The organism is Streptomyces sp. NPDC004788, from assembly GCF_053601115.1.
Map to the genome: position 1 here is coordinate 11478 of NZ_JBSGBF010000097.1, position 18271 is coordinate 29748.

The 18271-nt window shown below is 74.3% G+C and carries 17 protein-coding genes; 8 read left to right on the forward strand and 9 right to left on the reverse strand.

Annotation, left to right across the window (positions count from 1 at the left end):
- The first annotated feature begins 323 nt into the window (after window positions 1-323).
- The 4 genes from ACWEJX_RS30860 (at window position 324) to ACWEJX_RS30875 (ending at window position 5027) form a co-directional block, all read left to right on the forward strand.
- The gene (locus ACWEJX_RS30860; RefSeq protein WP_451610711.1) at window positions 324-1670 is read left to right on the forward strand and encodes a sensor histidine kinase; all 1347 of its coding nucleotides are present in this window, start codon (window positions 324-326) and stop codon (window positions 1668-1670) included.
- A gap of 277 nt (window positions 1671-1947) precedes the next feature.
- Window positions 1948-2634: a response regulator gene (locus tag ACWEJX_RS30865; protein WP_451610712.1), complete on the forward strand. Its 687-nt coding sequence runs from the start codon at window positions 1948-1950 to the stop codon at window positions 2632-2634.
- A 177-nt stretch (window positions 2635-2811) separates the two neighbouring features.
- Window positions 2812-3825: an alpha/beta hydrolase gene (locus tag ACWEJX_RS30870; protein ID WP_451610713.1), complete on the forward strand. Its 1014-nt coding sequence runs from the start codon at window positions 2812-2814 to the stop codon at window positions 3823-3825.
- Window positions 3822-5027 (forward strand): acyltransferase family protein, encoded by a 1206-nt coding sequence (locus tag ACWEJX_RS30875; protein WP_451610714.1) that lies wholly within the window; start codon window positions 3822-3824, stop codon window positions 5025-5027. Before ACWEJX_RS30870 ends, ACWEJX_RS30875 begins: the two co-directional genes overlap by 4 nt.
- A gap of 35 nt (window positions 5028-5062) precedes the next feature.
- On the opposite strand, the gene ACWEJX_RS30880 is transcribed toward ACWEJX_RS30875, so the two are convergent.
- Both ACWEJX_RS30880 and ACWEJX_RS30885 read right to left on the reverse strand, forming a co-directional pair.
- The gene (locus tag ACWEJX_RS30880) at window positions 5063-6097 is read right to left on the reverse strand and encodes an aldo/keto reductase (protein ID WP_451610715.1); all 1035 of its coding nucleotides are present in this window, start codon (window positions 6095-6097) and stop codon (window positions 5063-5065) included.
- Window positions 6094-6522 (reverse strand): MerR family transcriptional regulator, encoded by a 429-nt coding sequence (locus tag ACWEJX_RS30885; RefSeq protein ID WP_451610716.1) that lies wholly within the window; start codon window positions 6520-6522, stop codon window positions 6094-6096. The genes ACWEJX_RS30880 and ACWEJX_RS30885 overlap by 4 nt, the downstream gene beginning before the upstream one ends.
- A 73-nt stretch (window positions 6523-6595) precedes the next feature.
- Here ACWEJX_RS30885 and ACWEJX_RS30890 point away from each other — a divergent pair, with 73 nt between their 5' ends.
- Entirely contained in the window at window positions 6596-7417 is an 822-nt protein-coding gene (locus ACWEJX_RS30890) for a serine hydrolase domain-containing protein (RefSeq protein ID WP_451610727.1), read from the forward strand.
- A gap of 6 nt (window positions 7418-7423) precedes the next feature.
- Here the strand turns inward: ACWEJX_RS30890 and ACWEJX_RS30895 are convergent, their stop codons facing one another.
- A complete protein-coding gene (locus ACWEJX_RS30895; protein ID WP_451610717.1) occupies window positions 7424-8305 on the reverse strand; it encodes a class I SAM-dependent methyltransferase in 882 nt (293 codons plus the stop codon).
- 112 nt (window positions 8306-8417) lie between these two features.
- Between ACWEJX_RS30895 and ACWEJX_RS30900 the strand changes: the two genes are divergently transcribed.
- Entirely contained in the window at window positions 8418-8999 is a 582-nt protein-coding gene (locus ACWEJX_RS30900; protein WP_451610718.1) for a TetR family transcriptional regulator, read from the forward strand.
- A gap of 7 nt (window positions 9000-9006) precedes the next feature.
- Here the strand turns inward: ACWEJX_RS30900 and ACWEJX_RS30905 are convergent, their stop codons facing one another.
- The 5 genes from ACWEJX_RS30905 to ACWEJX_RS30925 are packed head-to-tail and all read right to left on the reverse strand — an operon-like array spanning window position 9007 to window position 14638.
- Entirely contained in the window at window positions 9007-9642 is a 636-nt protein-coding gene (locus tag ACWEJX_RS30905) for a hypothetical protein (protein ID WP_451610719.1), read from the reverse strand.
- Window positions 9639-11108, reverse strand: coding sequence for a sensor histidine kinase (locus ACWEJX_RS30910; RefSeq protein ID WP_451610720.1), 1470 nt, complete (start codon window positions 11106-11108; stop codon window positions 9639-9641). Before ACWEJX_RS30910 ends, ACWEJX_RS30905 begins: the two co-directional genes overlap by 4 nt.
- An 8-nt stretch (window positions 11109-11116) precedes the next feature.
- Window positions 11117-11800, reverse strand: a complete 684-nt coding sequence (locus tag ACWEJX_RS30915) for a response regulator (RefSeq protein ID WP_451610721.1) — start codon at window positions 11798-11800, stop codon at window positions 11117-11119.
- A 43-nt stretch (window positions 11801-11843) separates the two neighbouring features.
- Window positions 11844-13466 (reverse strand): murein biosynthesis integral membrane protein MurJ, encoded by a 1623-nt coding sequence (murJ, locus tag ACWEJX_RS30920; RefSeq protein ID WP_451610722.1) that lies wholly within the window; start codon window positions 13464-13466, stop codon window positions 11844-11846.
- Window positions 13463-14638 (reverse strand): lipid II:glycine glycyltransferase FemX, encoded by a 1176-nt coding sequence (locus ACWEJX_RS30925; RefSeq protein ID WP_451610723.1) that lies wholly within the window; start codon window positions 14636-14638, stop codon window positions 13463-13465. The genes murJ and ACWEJX_RS30925 overlap by 4 nt, the downstream gene beginning before the upstream one ends.
- 212 nt (window positions 14639-14850) lie before the next feature.
- Between ACWEJX_RS30925 and ACWEJX_RS30930 the strand changes: the two genes are divergently transcribed.
- Entirely contained in the window at window positions 14851-16026 is a 1176-nt protein-coding gene (locus ACWEJX_RS30930; protein WP_451610724.1) for a L,D-transpeptidase, read from the forward strand.
- 39 nt (window positions 16027-16065) lie between these two features.
- Here ACWEJX_RS30930 and ACWEJX_RS30935 read toward each other — a convergent pair whose 3' ends face one another.
- Entirely contained in the window at window positions 16066-17481 is a 1416-nt protein-coding gene (locus ACWEJX_RS30935; RefSeq protein WP_451610725.1) for an MFS transporter, read from the reverse strand.
- 113 nt (window positions 17482-17594) lie between these two features.
- Between ACWEJX_RS30935 and ACWEJX_RS30940 the strand changes: the two genes are divergently transcribed.
- The gene (locus tag ACWEJX_RS30940) at window positions 17595-18182 is read left to right on the forward strand and encodes a helix-turn-helix domain-containing protein (protein WP_451610726.1); all 588 of its coding nucleotides are present in this window, start codon (window positions 17595-17597) and stop codon (window positions 18180-18182) included.
- Window positions 18183-18271 lie beyond the last annotated feature (89 nt).

The following is an 18271-nucleotide window of genomic DNA, read 5'->3' on the forward strand; positions in this document are numbered from 1 at the left end:
GGGCCCGAGCCCGAAGACCGGAGCGCCGAGCCCTTGGGCCTGAGCCCGGGGCCCGAGCCCGAAGACCGGAGCGCCGAGCCCTTGGGTCTGAGCCCGGAGCCCGAGCCCGGAGCCCGAACCCGAAGACCGGAGTGCCGAGCCCTTGGGTCTGAGCCCGGAGCCAGAAGCCCTGAGCTCTGAGCCCTTGGGCCACTGAGCCCTGGGCCACTGGGCTCAGCCCCCTCACGAGGCCTGTCTCTCGGGGTCGTACCCCGGTACGACCCCGAGGCCCGGACTCCGGTATGACGTCCGGGCCCGGCCCGGCTGCCTACGCTGTGCGGACCATGAAGGAAGCCACAGCACAGAAGCGGCGCAGGCCGCACATGCCGCGCCCCCTGATCCGGGCCCTGTCCCGGGTCCGGATCAGCGTACGGAGCATCGGCGTCGCCCTCGCCACGCCCACCGGGCACGGCGAGGCGCTGCTCGCCCGGGCGGCGAAGCCGTGGGTGCGGTGGCTGCCGTACGCCGTCGCCTTCGCCCTCGTCGCCGCCCTGCTGCCCGTCACCATCGCCGTGCTCATCAACGAGTACGGGGTGAACGGCGCCGTCGCCGGCGCGCTGGGCACGGCGCAGACCGTGCCGCTGCTCGTCGCCGTCACGCGGCCGCTGCAGGCCTGGTGGGTGATCTTCACGGCGGACGTCGTCGGCGGCTTCGTGCTGCTCGTCGGCGATCCGGTCGCCCGGCAGCCCTGGCCGTGGACGCCGATGGTCGTGGTCGGCTACCTCGCCCTGACGGCGGCGCTCGGGGCGCGCGAGTCGCGGCGCGCGCTGTTCGGGGTGTGGCTGATGACGGGCGCCGCCGGGGCGGTGTTCGCGCTGGTCTCGCCGAGCCGGGTGGACGGCATCCCCATCGTCCTCTTCGTGCTCAGCGGGGTCCTGCTGCTGCTCACCGCGACCCTGCGCGGCCGCGGCGAGGCGGAACGGCGGCTCGTCGAGCAGGAGACGATCAGCGAGGCCGAACGGTCCCGCCGCACGCTCCTGGAGGAACGGACCCGGATCGCCCGCGAGCTGCACGACGTGGTCGCCCACCACATGTCGGTGATCACCGTGCAGGCCGACTCCGCCCCGTACCGCATCCCGGACCTGCCGGAGCCGGCCCGCGAGGAGTTCGCGTCGATCGCGGCCGGGGCGCGCGAGTCGCTGGCCGAGATGCGGCGGCTGCTCGCGGTGCTGCGCAGCGAGGGCGCGGAGGGCGAGCGGGCGCCGCAGCCGGGGCTCGACCGGGTGCAGCAGCTGGTGGAGGCGACGGTTCGGGCCGGGGTGCCGGCCGAGCTGTCGCTCGCGGCCGACCTGGACCTGGCCGGGCTGCCGCCGGCGGTGGACCTGTCGGCGTACCGGATCGTGCAGGAGGCGCTGGCCAATGTCGTCCGGCACGCGCCGGGGGCGACCACCCGGGTGTCCGTACGAGGTGACGCCGAGGGCTGGTTGAACGTCCTGGTCGTCAACGGGCCGCCGGCCGGGAACGGTTCGGGGCCCGGTTCGGGGCCGGTCGAGAGCGGGGACGGCACCGGGCACGGGCTCGTCGGGATGCGGGAGCGCGTACGGTTGACGGGCGGCTCGCTCGACACCGGGCCGCTGCCGGACGGGGGCTTCCGAGTCGCCGCCCGGATGCCACTGACCGACCTGGGCTGACCGGCGCGGTGAGCCCGACCCCGGGCTGACCGGCCCGGTGAGCCCGATCCAAACCGACCGGCCCGGTGGGCCCCACCCCGGGGCTGACCGGCCCGGTGAGCCTGATCCAAACCGACCGGCCCGGTGGGCCCCACCCCGGGGCTGACCGGCCGGCCCGGTGGGCCCGATCGAAGCCGACCGGCCCGGTGGGCCCGACCCAAGCCGACCGGGCCTGCCAGCGGGCCCGGTGGGCCCGGCCCGGGACCCGACCCGAACCGAACGACCCAGGGGGCGCCTTGTGACCATCCGCGTGATCATCGTCGACGACCAGGCCATGGTGCGGGCGGGTTTCGCCGCCCTGCTCGCCGCGCAGCCCGACATCGACGTGGTGGGCGAGGCGCCGGACGGCCGGCAGGGCGTCGAGGTGGCCCGGACGACGCACCCGGACGTGGTCCTCATGGACGTGCGGATGCCGGAGCTGGACGGGCTCGCGGCGGCGCGCGAGATCCTCGACCCTCCGCCGGGCGTGGTGCACCGGCCGAAGGTGCTGATGCTCACCACCTTCGACGTGGACGACTACGTGTACGAGGCGCTGCGCGCCGGCGCCTCCGGCTTCCTCCTCAAGGACGCGCCGCCGGCCGACCTGATCGCGGCGGTACGGGTGGTGGCGGCCGGCGACGCGCTGCTCGCGCCGTCCGTGACCCGGCGCCTGATCGCCGACTTCGCCGCGTCCCGGCCCGCCGCGCCGCGCGGCGACCGGGCGGCGCTCCGTCTCAACGGGCTGACTCCGCGCGAGACCGAGGTCCTGGGGCTGATCGCGCAGGGCCTGTCGAACCAGGAGATCGCCGATCATCTGGTGGTGGCCGAGCAGACCGTGAAGACCCACATCGGGCGGGTGCTCGCCAAGCTGGACCTGCGCGACCGGGCGCAGGCGGTGGTCTTCGCGTACGAGTCGGGCCTGGTCACACCGGGTGGGGGCCGCTGACCACCTGGTAGCCCCCGGGGGACAACCCCACCCCCGGCCTCCGGCCGGCTGCTCCTCCGGCCCCTACCCCGGTATGAGTCCGGGCTTGGCGCCCGGGTGTGACGCGCCGTCACCCACTCCGTTCCTACCTTCCTCTCGCCAGCGACGAGAGAGACAGGAACGGAAAGGGAGGCCCGCATGCGCCCCATCACCAGGACCCGGTTCGCCAGGACCCGGATCGGCAGGACCCTGGTCGCCGCCGCGCTCACCGCCGCCGTGGTGGCCGGCACCGCGGGCTGGGCGTCCGGGAGCTCCCAGGAGCCGGTGACCGGGGCGCCGGTCGGGACGGCGGCCTGGCGGGCCGACGGGCTGCCGGACCCGGAGCGCATGACGCCCGATCAGGTCGCCTCCTACTTCCGCGGGTTGAGCCCGGCGCGGCAGCGGGAGCTCGTACGGTCCCACCCGAGCGTCGTCGGCAACCTCGACGGCGTCCCGCTCGCCCTGCGGTACGCGGCCAACGCCCGTACGACCAACGGTCGGTTCGGCGGAGCGGGCCAGGTCCTCGCGTACGACCCACGGGGCCGCGGCCAGGCCGTCCTCGTCTACGGGGACCTGGCCAGGGCCGAGCACGTGGCCGTGATCGTGCCCGGGTCGGACATCGACGCCGGCGACCTCGCGCCGCTCATCCACAAGGCGACGGCGCTGCGCGAAGCCACGAACGGCCGGACCGCCGTCGTCGCCTGGGCCGGGTACACCACCCCCGTCGGAGTCGGGATCGACGCCGCCACCGGTGACCTCGCGGAGGCGGGCGCGGACCGCCTCGCGCGCTTCACCGATGGCCTGCGGGCGGTCGGCGCCGCCGAGCCCGCGCTGTTCTGCCACAGCTACGGCTCGGTGGTCTGCGGGGTGGCCGCGCACCGGCTCAAGGCCAAGGACCTGGTCGCCATCGCCTCGCCCGGGATGCGCGCCGACGACGTGACCGCCCTGAACACCACGGCCCGGGTGTGGGCCGCCAAGGACCCGACCGACTGGATCGACCGGGTCCCGTACGTCGAGTTCGCCGGCCTCGGCCACGGCTCCGACCCCGCCGCGCCGGAGTTCGGCGCCCGCCGCGTCCCCGCCGCCGACGCGCAGGGCCACGACGGCTACTTCGCGCCGGGCACGTCCTCGCTCCGCGCCTTCGCCGCGATCGCCGAGGGGGACGTCCGGTGAACCGGCTCGTCGAGAAGATCGAGGCGTCCACCCCCGCCCACCGCGACCGCGCGATCGACGGGCTGCGCGCCCTCGCGCTGCTCGCCGTGCCGGCCGGACACTGGCTGCTCGGCGGCTTCACGCTCTCCGCCGACGGCGCGATCCACAACGCGAGCCCGCTGTCGTCGTTCGGCGGACTCGCGCCGGTCAGCTGGGTCCTGCAGATGCTGGGGATCTTCTTCCTGGTCGGCGGCTACGCCTCCGTCCTCTCCTTCCGCCGCCACCAGGGCGGCACGCGCGCCTGGCTCGGCGGCCGGCTGGCCCGGCTCGGGCGGCCGGTGCTCGGCGTCACCGCCGTGTGGGCGGCACTGCTGCCGCTGCTGCACTACGGCTTCGGGGTGCCGTACGACACCCTGCGGACGGCGTCGACGCTGGTCGTCCAACCGCTGTGGTTCGTGGGCGTGTACGTGGTGGTCACCGCGCTCACGCCGTACTGCGTGCGCGCCGCGCGGCGGCTCGGGGTGTGGGCGGCGGCCCCGCTGCTCGGCTCGGTCGCGGTCGTCGACTTCCTGCGCTACGGGCCGTACGCCGACTCGGCCGCCGTGCCGTCCTGGCTGAGCGTCCTGAACATCCTGCCGGGCTGGCTCTTCGCGTACCAGCTCGGCGTCTCCTGGGGCGAGGGCCGGATCACCCGGCGGCAGGCCCGGGGGCTGCTGGCCGGCGGAGTCGCGCTGTTCGCCGCGCTGCTGCTGTGGTTCGGCTACCCGGCCTCGATGGTCGGCGTGCCCGGCGAGGCCCGCACCAACTCGCACCCGCCGTCGCTGCTCGTCCTCGCCCTCGCGGCCGCGCAGAGCGGCGCCGCGATCCTGCTGCGCGAGCGGCTCGGCGGGCTCCTGAAGCGGCGGCCCGGGCTGTGGGCGCCGGTGGTCGTGATCAACCTGTCCGCGATGACCATCCTGTGCTGGCACCAGACCGCGATGCTCGCGGCCGCGATCCCCGCCTCGTACGCGGGCGAGCTGACCGGACTGGTCGGCGCGCCCGACTCGGTCGGCTGGATCCTGGCGCGGCTCGCCTGGATGCCGCTCTTCGCCGGGCTGCTCGTCCTCGTCGGCCGGTACGCGCGGGGCTTCGAGTCCCCGTGGACGCGCACCGGCCCGGCCCGCCGCGCGGCGGCGGGGGTGCTCGCGGCGGGCTTCGCGGTGTTCGCGCTGGGGCTCGCGTGACCGCGGCGCGCGGGAGCCGCGCAGCGGGTGCGGCCTCAGCCCTCGCGGGCCGCCGAGGTGAAGGTCATGTCCGGGTAGCGGTCGCCCGCCACCAGGCCCGCGATCGGCTCCAGAGCCGCGAGCTGCGTGTCGTCGAGGGTGATGCGGGTGGCGGCGGCGTTCTCCAGCAGGCGGGAGCGCTTGCGGGTGCCGGGGATCGGGACGACGGTCAGGCCGTGGACGGCGGCGCGCTGCTGCACCCAGGCGAGGGCGATCTGCGCGGGAGTGGCGTCGTGCTCGGCCGCGATGGCGCGCAGCGGCGCGAGCAGGGCCGCGTTGCGCTCGGCGTTCTCGCCGGAGAAGCGGGGCTGGTGGCGGCGGAAGTCCGTGGCCGAGAGCTCCTTGCCGGCGTCGGCGAAGGCGCCGGTGAGGAAGCCGCGGCCGAGCGGCGAGTACGGCACGAAGGTCACGCCCAGCTCGGCGGCCGCGCCGACCGCGCTGTGCTCGACGTCCCGGGAGAACAGCGACCACTCCGACTGGAGGGCGGTGATCGGGTGCACCGCGTGAGCCTCGCGCAGCTCGGCCCCGGTCACCTCGCTCAGGCCCAGGTACCGGACCTTGCCCTCCTTCACCAGCTCGGCCATGGCGCCGACGGACTCGTCGAGCGGGACCTGCGGGTCGCGGCGGTGCATGTAGTAGAGGTCGATGGTCTCGATGCCGAGGCGGCGCAGGCTGCCCTCGACGGACGCGCGGATGTACGCCGGGTCGTTGTTGACGCCCCGGTACGCGGGGTCGTCGGCGCGCCGCTCGATGGCGAACTTGGTGGCGATGACGATCTCGTCGCGGTGCGCGGCGACGAACGGGGCCAGGAACTCCTCGTTGGCGCCCTGCCCGTAGACGTCGGCCGTGTCGATGAGGGTGACGCCGGCCTCCAGGGCCGCGTCGAGGGTGTCGCGGGCCGCGGCCTCGTCGGTGTCGCCGTAGAACTCGCTGATGCCCATGGCGCCGAAGCCCTGGACGCCGATCTCGGGTCCGTCGGGGCCGCCGAGGCGAACGGTGTCGATCTTGCCGCTGAAACCGGTGGTGGTCATGAAGGGGTGCCTCCGCAGACGGTGCCGTAGTGATCGATCTTGAGGTCGAGCACGGCCAGGGCGTCCTGGAGCTCGGCGATCCGGGCGACGACGTCGGTCCGGGTGGCCTCCAGGATCGCCCGGCGCTGGTCGTGGGTGTGCGCGCCCTCGCGCACCAGCTCCGCGTAGCGGACCATGTCCGCCACCGCCATGCCGGTGAGCCGCAGCTTGCCGACGAAGGCGAGCCAGTCCAGGTCCCGCCGGCCGAACCGGCGCTGGCCGGTGTGCGAGCGGTCCACGTGCGGCATGAGGCCGATCCGCTCGTACCAGCGCAGGGTGTGCGCCGAGAGTCCGGTCAGGGCCGCCACCTCGCTGATGGTGAACCGCTCCGGTGCCATCACCGACTTGGTGCTCGTGCTCGTACTCGTGCTGTCGATCACGCTCATGACCTCCACGCTAGAGACTTGGAGTCCACTCTAAGCAAGCGGGCGAAGTAGGCTCGGCCGCATGCAGAGCAGCATGCAGAGCCTGAGGGCCGTCGAGAACTGGCCCGTCCCCACCGCGGCCGCCGCCGTCGTCCGCGCGGACGGCACCCTGGCCGGGTCCCACGGCCCCACGAGCCGGCGCTTCCCGCTCGCCTCCGTGACCAAGCCGCTCGCGGCGTACGCGGTGCTCGTCGCGTACGAGGAGGGGGCGATCGACCTGGACGAGCCGGCCGGGCCCGAGGGCGCGACCGTACGGCATCTGCTCGCCCACACCTCCGGGCTGGCCTTCGACGAGAACCGCGTCATGGCCTCGCCCGGCACCCGCCGGATCTACTCCAACACCGGCTTCGAGGCGCTCGGCGACCATGTCGCCAAGGCCACCGACATCCCCTTCGCCGAGTATCTGCACCAGGCCGTCCTGGAGCCGCTCGGCATGACGGACACGACCCTCGACGGCTCGCCCGCCAAGGACGGCGTGTCGACCGTCGACGACCTGGTGCGCTTCGCCGCCGAGGTGCAGGCGCCGCGGCTGCTCGACGCACGCACGGTCGTGGAGGCGATGACCGTCGTGCACCCCGGCCTGACCGGCATCCTGCCGGGCTACGGGCACCAGCGGCCGAACGACTGGGGCCTCGGCTTCGAGATCCGCGACGGCAAGGCGCCGCACTGGACCGGTGCCACGTCCTCGCCGCGGACGTTCGGACACTTCGGCCAGTCCGGCACCTTCCTGTGGATCGACCCCGACGCGAGCGCCGCGTGCGTGGCGCTGACCGACCGGCCCTTCGGGCCGTGGGCGATCGAGGCGTGGCCGCCGTTCACGGACGCGGTGCTCGCGGAGCTGCGCGGCGGCCGGTAGCCCGGCTCACCCCCGGCCGGCCGTGACCAGCCAGGCCGCGCTGCGCAGCCGTACCGTGCCGTCCGCCGTCTCGTAAGCGCGCAGGTGGTCGGTGAGGGCGCGCCGGGCGCGGTCCTGCGCCGGTGCGTCGACCTGGTCCATGAGGTGGCGGCCGGGGCCGCTCGCGAGCAGGAAATCGGCGGCGTCCTCGGCGTCCCGGCCCCAGTTCCCGTACGCATCGGCCCGGTCGACGGCGATGCCGGTGAAGCCGGCGGCGGTGAGGACGGCGCGGATCCGGTCCGGGGAGTCCAGGGAGAACATGCCGGGCAGGCCGGGTGTGCCCAGGTCGCCGACCGGCAGGATGTCGCGCAGCGACGTCAGGGCCACCAGCCAGTCGTTGAGCTCCGGTTCGGCGGGGCTGACGAAGGCGAGCCGGCCGCCGGGGCGCAGGGCACGGCCGATGTTGCCGAAGGCGGCCTCGGGGTCGGCGAAGAACATCACGCCGTAGCGGCTGATCGCCGCGTCGAAGGCGCCCGGCTCCAGGGCGTGCGTCTGGGCGTCGCCCTGGATGAAGTCGGCGTTGGCGACGCCTTCGCGCGCGGCGCGGGCGCGGGCCTCGGCGAGCATCGGGCCTGACAGGTCGAGGCCGAGGGCGCGGCCTTCGGGGGCGCGCCGGGCGGCGAGGATCGTGGTCTGGCCGGAGCCGCAGCCGATGTCGAGCGTGCGGTGCGCCCGGCCGTCACCCCGGTCGTCACCGCCGCCGATGCCGGCCGCGGTGAGCAGCGGCTCGTCGAAGCCCTCGTTGACGGCGTTCCAGCGGTCCTGGTGGCGGGCCCAGTGGGCGCCTTCGGGGCCGTTCCACGCCTCTTCCTGCGCGGTGTTGACGATGGTGCCGGCGTTGTCCGCCACGACTGCCTCCTGAGTGACACAAGAATGGGCGCTTGCCCAAACAGTATGGGCGCTCGCCCATACTCGCAATCCCGATTACGATCCGGACGGACCGAGAGAGGGAGAGACAGCCATGTCACCGCGTGGAGTGGCGACGCCCGACGTACGCGAGCGCCTGTTCGCCGCCGCCGAGCGCGTCGTGGAGAGGGACGGGCCGGGCGCGCTCACCAGCCGGGCCGTCACCACCGAGGCGGGCTGCGCCAAGGGGCTGCTGCACACGCACTTCGCGGGGCTCGACGAGTTCGTGGCCGCACTGTGCCTCGACCGCTTCGCCCGTACCGCGCGGAAGGCGGCGGCCCTGGCCGGCCTGGCCGGCGAGGGCACGGTGGCGGGGAACCTCGACGCCGTCGTCCAGGTGCTCTTCGAGTCGGGCGGCCCGGCGCTGTCCGGGCTCGCGATGACCCGCCCGGCCGCCGCGCAGCGCGTGCGGGAGGCCCTGGCGGGCGGGGCGCCCGGTTTCGGCGCGATCCAGGAGTCGGTCGCCGGCTATCTGACGGCCGAACGGGACCGCGGCCGCCTCGCCGGGACCGTCGACCCGCACTCGGTCGCCCTCGCCGTCGTCGGCACCGCCCACCACCTGCTGATGACGAGCTGGCCGGGCTCCCCCGACCCGCGCCAGGAGATGCGGCGGCTCGTCACGGCGCTGCTGGGCTGACCCTTCGCTAAGCCAGCTTGCAACTGGTCGCGGGCAGCGAGCCGTCCGTGCCCGAGATCACGACCGGGGCCCCGCTGCCCCACCTCTCGGCGAAGGCGGTCGTGCACACCAGCTGCTGCACGGCCACCGGGTCCATGTCCCGGACCCGGACGGAGAGCCGGAGGCGCAGCCCCACGCTTCCGTCCTTGGCGGGCTGCTCGACATGGGGGTCGCCGCCGCCGTGCAGGATGAGCCGGGTGGTGAGGCCGGCGGCGCGCTCCTTCTCCTCCGGCCCGTCGAGGAGGGTGCTGAGCACCTTGTCGGTGGGGACCCGGTAACCGACGACGATTTCGGCCGGGTACGTGGGCGTCACGGTCCGGTCGGTGCCGGAGCCCTCGCCCCACTCCTGCCCGAAGGCGAAGTGGAGCTCCCGGGCGACCGGCATCAGCCGGCCGTCCTTGCCGACGAAGAACAGCAGCAGCCGGGGTTCGCTGGTCGGCTGCACGGTGACCGGCGCCGCGCCGCCGGCCTCCACGACGTCGCTGCCCTGGATGCCGCAGGCCGCGAGGCCCGGCAGCAGGCCCAGCGCAGCGGCGTACAGACCCAGGCGGGTCCGCAGACGCGTACGCGGGCGCGGGCGGCGGCTCGCGGGACGGCGGCTCACAGCGGGATCCTGACGGTGAAGACGGCGCCGCCGTCCGGGCGGTCGGCGGCGACGACGGTGCCGCCGTGCAGCCGTACGTTCTCCTGGGTGATGGCGAGCCCGAGGCCGCTGCCCGCCGAGCGGGTACGGGCCTGGTCCGCCTTGTAGAAGCGGTCGAAGACGTGCGGCAGGACGTCCGCCGGGATGCCCGGGCCCCGGTCGGCGACCTCCGTCACGAGCCAGTCCCCCTCCGCGTGCACCCGGACCGTCACCGGCGGGGCGCCGTGCCGCAGCGCGTTGCCGACCAGGTTGGCGACGACGACGTCGAAGCGGCGCGGGTCGAGGCGGGCGCGGATGCCGTCGGTGAGCTCCGCGGTGATCTGCTCCGGGTCGGTCCAGTGGCGGTTCTGGAGCGTCTTGCGGACCATCTCCGCCGCGTCGACCTCGTCCGTGTGCAGTTCGGCGGCGCGGGCGTCGAAGCGGGAGATCTCCATCAGGTCCTCGACGAGCACGGCCAGTTTTCCGGTCTCGGCGCTGATCAGGCGTACGGCCCTGGCGGTGTCGGAGTCGAGCGTGCCGGCGTCCTCGTCGAGGACCTCGGTGACGGCGAGCATGCCGGCGAGCGGGGTGCGCAGCTCGTGCGAGACGTCGGAGGCGAAGCGGCGGGCGCGGGCCTCGGCGCGCCGCAGCTCGGTGACGGAACGTTCCAGCTCGGCGGCGGACTCGTTGAAGGTCCTGGCCAGGTCGGCGAGTTCGTCGCTGCCCTTGGCGTGGATACGGGTGTCCAGGCGGCCCCGTCCCATGCTGTGGGCGGCGCGCCGCAGCTCCCGCACGGGGCGCAGCACGCCCCGGGCCGCGACCAGGGCCGGGACCAGCGCGACGAGCAGCGCGGGCAGGGCGCCGTCGCGGGCGGCGACCAGCATGGCCGCGATGTTGGCGTCCTCCTCGCCGAGGTCCATCACCGCGTAGAGCACGAGACCGGTGGGGTGGTCCTCCGGATAGCCCTTGAAGTTCCCGAAGAGGGCGGGGACGGCGACGGTGAGGTACGGGGTGCCGTCCTTGACCACCCGCTGGAAGCTGCCGTGGGTGGTGCCGGCCGCGCCGGCCCGGCGGCGCAGCTCGGGCGTGAGCACGCTCGACTCGTCCCGGTCGGTGGACGACACGCGCAGGTCGCCGTACTCCGCGTAGACCCGCCAGGGCCGCGGCTTGCCCTGCCGGGCGATCCGCTGGAGTTCGTTGCGCAGGCCGTCGCGGTCGACGGGCAGTTGGATGTTCAGGGTCTCGACCTGCTGGCGGAAGGCGGAGACGGCGGTGTCCTGGGTCTGCTCCAGGATCGCGGTGCGGGCGGCCCGGTAGGTGAGCGCGGCCGTCGTGCCGCAGCCGACGGCCGCGACCAGGAGGAAGGCGAGGACGAGCCGGGTGCGCAGCCCGAAGGGGCGCGGCCGGCGGCGGTGTCGCGGGGGCCGGTCGCCGTCGTCGCCCGGCACGTGGGCTCTCACTGGATCGGTCCGAAGCGGTAGCCGAAGCCGCGCAGGGTCTGGATGTAGCGCGGCTCCCCCGGGTCCTCGATCTTGGTGCGTAGCCGGCGGACGCAGGCGTCGACGAGCCGGGCGTCGCCGTGGAAGCTGTGCTCCCAGACGTGTTCGAGGAGCTGCTGGCGGCTGAAGACCTGCTCGGGCGCGGCGCTGAGGTGGAGGAGCAGCTTGAGCTCGGAGGGGGCGAGGGCGACCCGCTCGCCGTTCTTGGCGACGGTGAGCCCGGCCCGGTCGATGGCCAGCTCGCCGTGGAACTCCACGGCCGGCCGGCCGCCGCCCGGTTCCTCGATGCGGCGGAGCACGGCGCGGATGCGGGCCTCGATGACCTCGGTGCGGGCGGGCTTGACGATGTAGTCGTCGGCGCCCGCCTCCAGGCCGACGACCACGTCGAAGTCGTCGCCGCGCGCGGTGAGCATGATGATCGGCAGCTGGCTGGTCTCGCGGACCCGGCGGCAGACCTGCACGCCGTTCATGCCGGGCAGCATCAGGTCGAGCAGCAGCAGGTCGGGCCGGAACTCGCCGAGCGCGGCGAGCCCCGCCTCGCCGGTCGCGGCGGTGCGCACCTCGTGCCCGCGGCGCCGGAGCCCGAGCTCGACGCCTTCACGGACGGAGGGGTCGTCTTCGATCAGCAGCACGCGTGGCATCTGTGGAGTGTCCCGGGGTCAGGGCGGTCGGTACGAGGGGTGGTCATCGTCTGGTGAGACGCCGGGCGCGGCCGGTCACGTTCCCGATCAGCGCCTGCACTTCGGTGAGCCGCAGCGGCCGGGCGAGCAGCGCGAACACCGCGACGATGACGAGCGCGCCGGCGAGGCCCGACACCACCCGGCCCGCCGGGGCGGTGCGTTCGGCGGTCAGCAGGCCGAGCGCGGCGGCGGGCAGGGCGGCGACGAGGAGCCGTACGAGTGCGCCGCCCGCTCCCGTGCCCGTCCGCTCGGCGCCCCGCAGGCGCCGCGAGAGCACGTACGCGGTGAGGCCCCAGCCCGCCCAGAGCGCGAGCGAGTAGCCGGCGGCCATGCCGGCGACGGCCCAGCGGGCCGGCAGGAAGGCGTACGAGCAGACCGCGAGCAGCGCGTTCAGGGCGGCGATGACCAGGTTGAGGAGGAACGGGGTGCGGGTGTCGCGCAGGGCGTAGAAGGCGCGGGTGCACACGTACTGGCCGGAGAGCGCGACGAGTCCGGGCGCGAGGGCCATCAGGATCCAGGCCATCGAGCGGACAGCGCCGGCGTCCGTCCGGCCGTACTGGAAGACCGTGCCCATCAGCGGCACCGCGAGCGCGAAGAGCGCGCAGGCGGCGGGGACGATCGCCGCCATGCTGCCGCGCTGCGCGTAGGCGACGTCACCGCGGACGGCGGCGAGGTCGCCCTCGGCCGAGGCGCCGCTCATCCGGGGCATGAGCGCGGTGACGAGGGCGACGGTGATGATGCCGTGCGGGACCATCCACAGCTGGTAGGCGTTGTTGTACGCGCTGAGCCCGGCGCCCTCGGCGCGCTGGCCGGCCGCCGTGGCGACCTTCGTCGTGACCCAGAACGCGGCCTGGTTGGTGAGCACGAGCAGCACCAGCCAGCCGGCCGAGCGCAGCGGCGCGGTGAGTCCGCTGCCGCGCCAGTCGAGGCGGGGCCGGAAGCGGAAGCCGGCCGCGCGCAGCGAGGGCCACAGGGCGACGGCCTGGAGGGCGATGCCGGCGGTGGTGCCCCAGCCCAGCAGCGCCGTCTCGCCGGCGGTGAGCTCGCCGCCGTCGGACACCGCGAGGAAGAGGCCGAAGACGGCGACCACGACGACGTTGTTGAGGACCGGCGTCCACATCATCGCGCCGAACCGGCCGCGCGCGTTGAGCACCTGCCCGAGCAGCGTGAAGAGACCGAGGAAGAAGATCTGCGGCAGGCAGGAGCGGGTGAACGCGATCGTCATGTCCCGCTGCGCGCCCGTGTAGTCGGTGTACGCGTCGACGATCGCGGGCGCGGCGAGCACGGCGGCGGCGGTGAGCACCGCGAGGGCGAGCACGCAGATGGTGAGCAGCCGGTCGGTGTAGGCGGCGCCGCCGTCCTCGTGCTCCTTGGCCGCCTTCACCAGCTCGGGCACGAAGACCGCGTTGAGGGCGCCGCCGAGGAGCAGCATGTAGACGATGGTGGGTACGGAGTTGCCGACCGCGTATCCGTCGGCGACGAATCCGGTGCCGATGGCCGCGGCGACGACGGCGGACCGTACGAAGCCGGTGGCGCGGGAGACGAGCGAACCGGCGGCCATGAGAACGCCGCTGCGGAGGACGGACTCGCCGGCCTGTTCCCTCGTCCCGGTGACGGTCGCCGTCATCGGCGGGCCAGGTACGCCTGGAAGGCGCGGTACAGCGTGTGGTTGGTCGTGCCGGGCAACGGAATCTCCCACTCCCCCAGGGTCTCGACGACCTGTCCGCCGGTGCCGAGCTTCCAGCGCAGCAGCCCGTGGGCGCGGTCGTCCGGGTCGAGGGTGGAGGGTACCCCGCGCAGGTCGTAGACGTCGGCGCCCTGGGCGTGGGCGTCGAGCAGCATGCGCCACTGCAGGGCGTTGGAGGGGCGGACCTCGCGGCGGTGGTCGGCGGAGGCACCGGTCTGGTACCAGACCCGCCGGCCGACCGTGATCATGGTGTGCGCGGCGAGGACCTCGCCCTCGTGGCGGGCGAGGTAGAGCTTCATGCGGCCGGGCTGCTCGGCGTTGAGGACGGCGTACTGGCGCTCGTAGTACGCGAGCGAGCGGCCGAGCCGGAATCCGTCACGTTCCTCGGTGATGCGGAGCAGCCGGTGGAACTCGGGCAGGTCCGCCGCCGAGCCGACGACGACCTCGACGCCGCTCTTGCGGGCCTTGCGGATGTTGCGCCGCCACTCCTGGTTGAGGCCGGACCACAGGTCGTCGGAGCTGCGGCCGGTGAGCGGGACCTGGAAGACGAGCCGGGGCTGGGCGTCCGCGCCGTCCTCGGACTCGCCGCCGCACCTCTTCCACCCGCGGGCGCGCAGCCGTTCGGCGACGGCCGAGCCGAGCGGGTCGACCTCGGTGGCGAGGACGTCGGCGAGGCGGCGGCCGGGCCCGGTGTGCGCCTTGAGGGTGGCGGCGGTCCACCGGCGGTACGAGGGTGCCGGACCCATGCGTACGGCGAAGGCGCCGGCCGCGCGGAGATGGCGGAGGAGCGGGTCGAGCCAGCCGTCCAGATCGGGGTCGGCCCAGTCGGCGACCGGCCCCTCGGGGAGGTAGGCGAAGTACTTGCGGGTGCCGGGGAAGGAGCGGAGCAGCACGAGGGCGACACCGCTCAGCGCACCCGACTCCTCCCCCCAGCCTATGAGTTGGTGACTCCAGCCCTCCTTCACCCCCGCCCAGGCCGGGAGCTGGAGGAAGCTCGGCCCGTCGGGTCCGGTGGAGCGGGCGGCGAGGAACGCGCGGTACGCCTCGGGGGTGACGGGTCCGAGCCGGAGCGTGGTGCGGGCGGGTGCGGGAGTCATGAGCAGCGCTGACACAACGGGAGCCTCCTTGTTCCGCCCCGTTCGGTGTGGGGCGCACAGGAGACTCACAGCCGGTCTTGACCGCTCCGCGCGAGGAATGTGACCGGACGATGACCGTTTCTCTTCAGGCGTCGTCATACGGGCCGCGGGCCGGGCGGAGAGCGGGTCGCGCGGCCTACAGTCCGAGGCATCCCAGCTTTTGTCCGCCTCTCCCGGAGGTCCGTTCCGTGCGTGCTCGTGTCCGCATACACATACCCCTGCTCCTGCTGTCGGCCCTGACGCTGACCGCCTGTTCGGCGGCGACGGCGGAGCAGCCGTCGTCGTCCGCCGCGGGCGACTCCGCCGCGAGCGGCGCGCCCGCGAAGGTGACCGTGGTCCCGCCGGCCGCCGGGAAGCCCGTCACCGTGACGGCGAGCGGCGGCTCGCTCGCCCGGGTCAAGGTCGTCGACGCCGGGGGCGGCGAGCTCGCGGGCCGTACCGCCCCGGGCGGCGGCTCCTGGACCTCCGACCGCAAGGCCGCGCCCGGCACCTCGTACACCGTCGAGGTCACCGCCCGTGGCACCGGCGGCAAGGAGACGACCTCCCGCTCGTCCTTCTCCACGCCGGCCGCCGACAAGGTCAACAAGCTCACCCTCGCCCCCGGCAAGAACACCACCGTCGGTGTCGCCCAGCCCCTCTCGATCGTCTTCGACCGTCCGGTGCGCAACAAGGCGGAGGTGGAACGCCAGTTGAAGGTCACCACGTCCCGCCCCACCGAGGGCTCCTGGGGCTGGCTCACGGACTACTCCGGGAAGGACCGCGTCGACTGGCGGCCCAAGGAGTACTGGAAGCCCGGCACCAAGGTCACCCTCGACGCGACGCTGAACGGCACGGACTCCGGCGGCGGTTGGTTCGTCCGCGACTACCACACGGGCTTCACCGTCGACACGACCTCGCGCGTCGTGAAGGTCGACCTCGACCGCAAGAAGCTCACCGTCGTGCGGAACGGCCGCACCGTCTCGACGATCCCGGTCTCCGGCGGAACCCCCGGCGGCGACAAGCGCTCGTGGCGCGGCACGGCCGTCCTCATGGCCAAGGAGGGCACCATCCGCATGAACTCCGAGACGGTGGGGCTGGGTGACGCGTACGACAAGATGGTCAACTACTCGATGCGTCTGACCTGGTCGGGCATGTACGCCCACGCGGCCCCTTGGAACGCGGCGTACTTCGGGCGCGAGAACCACAGCTCCGGCTGCATCGGCATGAGCGACGCCAACGCCTCCGCCCTCTTCGCCACGGTCCGCCCCGGCGACCCCTTCGAGATCAAGGGCGAGGAGACGAAGGGCGAGGTGGCGGAGGGCAACGGCTACGGCGCGTGGAACCTGACCTGGGAGCAGTGGCAGGCGAAGAGCGCGCTGCGCTGAGCCCCGTCGTGGCCGGCTCTCGCTGGACGGAGCCCTTGGCTAGACGGAGCCCTTGGGCGCCCGCTTCGGCCGGGACACCTGGGCCACGGCGAGAAGCAGTACGCCACAGGCCGCGACCAGCATCCAGCCCGGCCGGGACGCGTGCGCGAGTCCCGTCGGGGCGGCGCCCGTGACCAGGCCGCCGGCGAGGGCGATGCCCAGGGCGGCGCCGATCTGGCGGGCGGTGGAGGTGATCGCCCCGGCCACGCCCGCGCGTTCGGGCGGCAGCCCGTTGACGGCGGTGTTGGTGATCGGGGCGTTGGCGAAGCCGAAGCCGACGCCGATGAGCGCGTACGCGGCCAGCAGCAGGAGCACGCTCGTGTGCGGGGTGAGCCGGACGAGGCAGGCCCCGCCGGCCGTGATGAAGCCGCCGGCGAGCAGCAGCGGCAGGCGTGGTCCCGTGCGGCCGACCATGCGGCCGGACCAGGGGGCGCAGACGGTCGCTCCGAGGGCCAGGGGCAGGGCCGCCACGCCGGCGGCCAGCGCCGACCAGCCCCGGGTGTGCTGCAGGTAGAGGGTGTTGAGCAGCAGGGTCGTGTTCAGGGCGACGAAGACCGCCACCGCGCCCACGACGGCGCCGCTGAAGACCGGGCGCCGGAAGAGCCGGAGGTCCATCAGCGGTTCGGGGCGGCGGGCCTCGACCCACACGAACGCGACGGTCGCCGCGGCGGCCCCCACGTATCCCGCGAGCGCCGCCGGCGACGTCCAGCCGATGCGCGGACCTTCGATCAGGACGCCGACGACGGCCGCGAGGGCGACGGTCAGCAGGAGCTGGCCGGGCAGGTCGAGGCGCCGGGCCCGCGGACCCCGGGACTCCGGCACGAAGACCGCGCTGAGCAGCAGGGCGGCGGCGACGACGGGTGCGTTGATCCAGAACAGCGCCCGCCAGTCGAGCCCGGCGAGCAGCGCGCCGCCCGTGACGGGTCCGGCGGCCATGCTCAGGCCGAACACCGACGCCCAGATGCCGATCGCCTGCGCCCGTTCCTTCGGGTCGGGCATCGCGTTCACCACGATCGCGAGCGCCACGGGGCTGAGCATCGAGGCGCCGACGCCCTGCACGGCGCGGGCCGCGACGAGCACGCCCGCCGAGGGGGCGAGCGCGCAGACCAGGGAGGCCGCGCCGAACACGGCGAGCCCGCACTGGAACACCCGGCGGCGTCCGAAGCGGTCCGCCAGCGCGCCGGAGGAGATCAGGAGGCCGGCCAGGACGAGGGTGTAGGCGTCCACGATCCATTCGAGGCCGCGCGTGTCGGTGTCCAGTCCGCGTCCGATGGCCGGCAGGCCCACGTTGACGACGGTGGTGTCCAGGCCCACCAGGAACATGCTCAGACAGCAGACGGCCAGGACCGTCCAGCGTCTGCGCGCGCTCAGCGCGGGTGGAGCGAGGGGTCGAACGGGATGGGTGGTCGCGGTCACGGTCTTCCTCCGAGGGCCGGTCGTCTGGGCACGCCCGGCAAGGCTCGGCCCGGACGACGGCCGCGGCCCACCGTTTTTGCGAGGACCGCAAAGAGGTCTGCGAAACTGGGTCCGTGAACACAGGACCCGGGGACGCGGAGCTGGAGCGGATCCTCGACGGCATCGGTCCCCGGCTGCGCAGGCTGCGCAAGGACCGGGGGCTCACCCTGGAGGCGCTCGCGGCCACCACCGGGATCTCGGTCAGCACGCTGTCCCGGCTGGAGTCGGGCATCCGGCGCCCCACCCTCGACCTGCTCATCCCGCTGGCCCGGGCGCACCACGTCGCACTCGACCAGCTGGTGGCGGCGCCGGCCAGCGGCGACCCGCGGGTGCACCTCCAGCCCCTGCGCAAGCAGCGCGGGAGCGTCCTCGTGCCGCTGACGCAGTACCCGGGCCGCGTGCAGGTCTTCAAGCAGGTGCTGTCACCCCGCCCACCGGAACCGGTCACGCACGAGGGCTACGAATGGCTCTACGTCCTCGCCGGCCGGCTGCGCCTGATCCTGGGGGCGCGGGACGTCACGCTGCTGCCCGGCGAGGTGGCCGAGTTCGACACCACCGAGCCCCACTGGTTCGGCCCCGCGGACGACAGCGCCGTGGAGATCCTGCACCTCTTCGGTCCCCGGGGGGACCAGGCCGTCGTCCGCGCCGGACCGTCCGCCTAGGGGGTGTCTTGTCGATCAGGCCGGATCAGGGAGCGGCGTCTGGTGCCGTGCATCGCAAGGCGGAGGAGGGAGTCCATGCGGAGCATCGG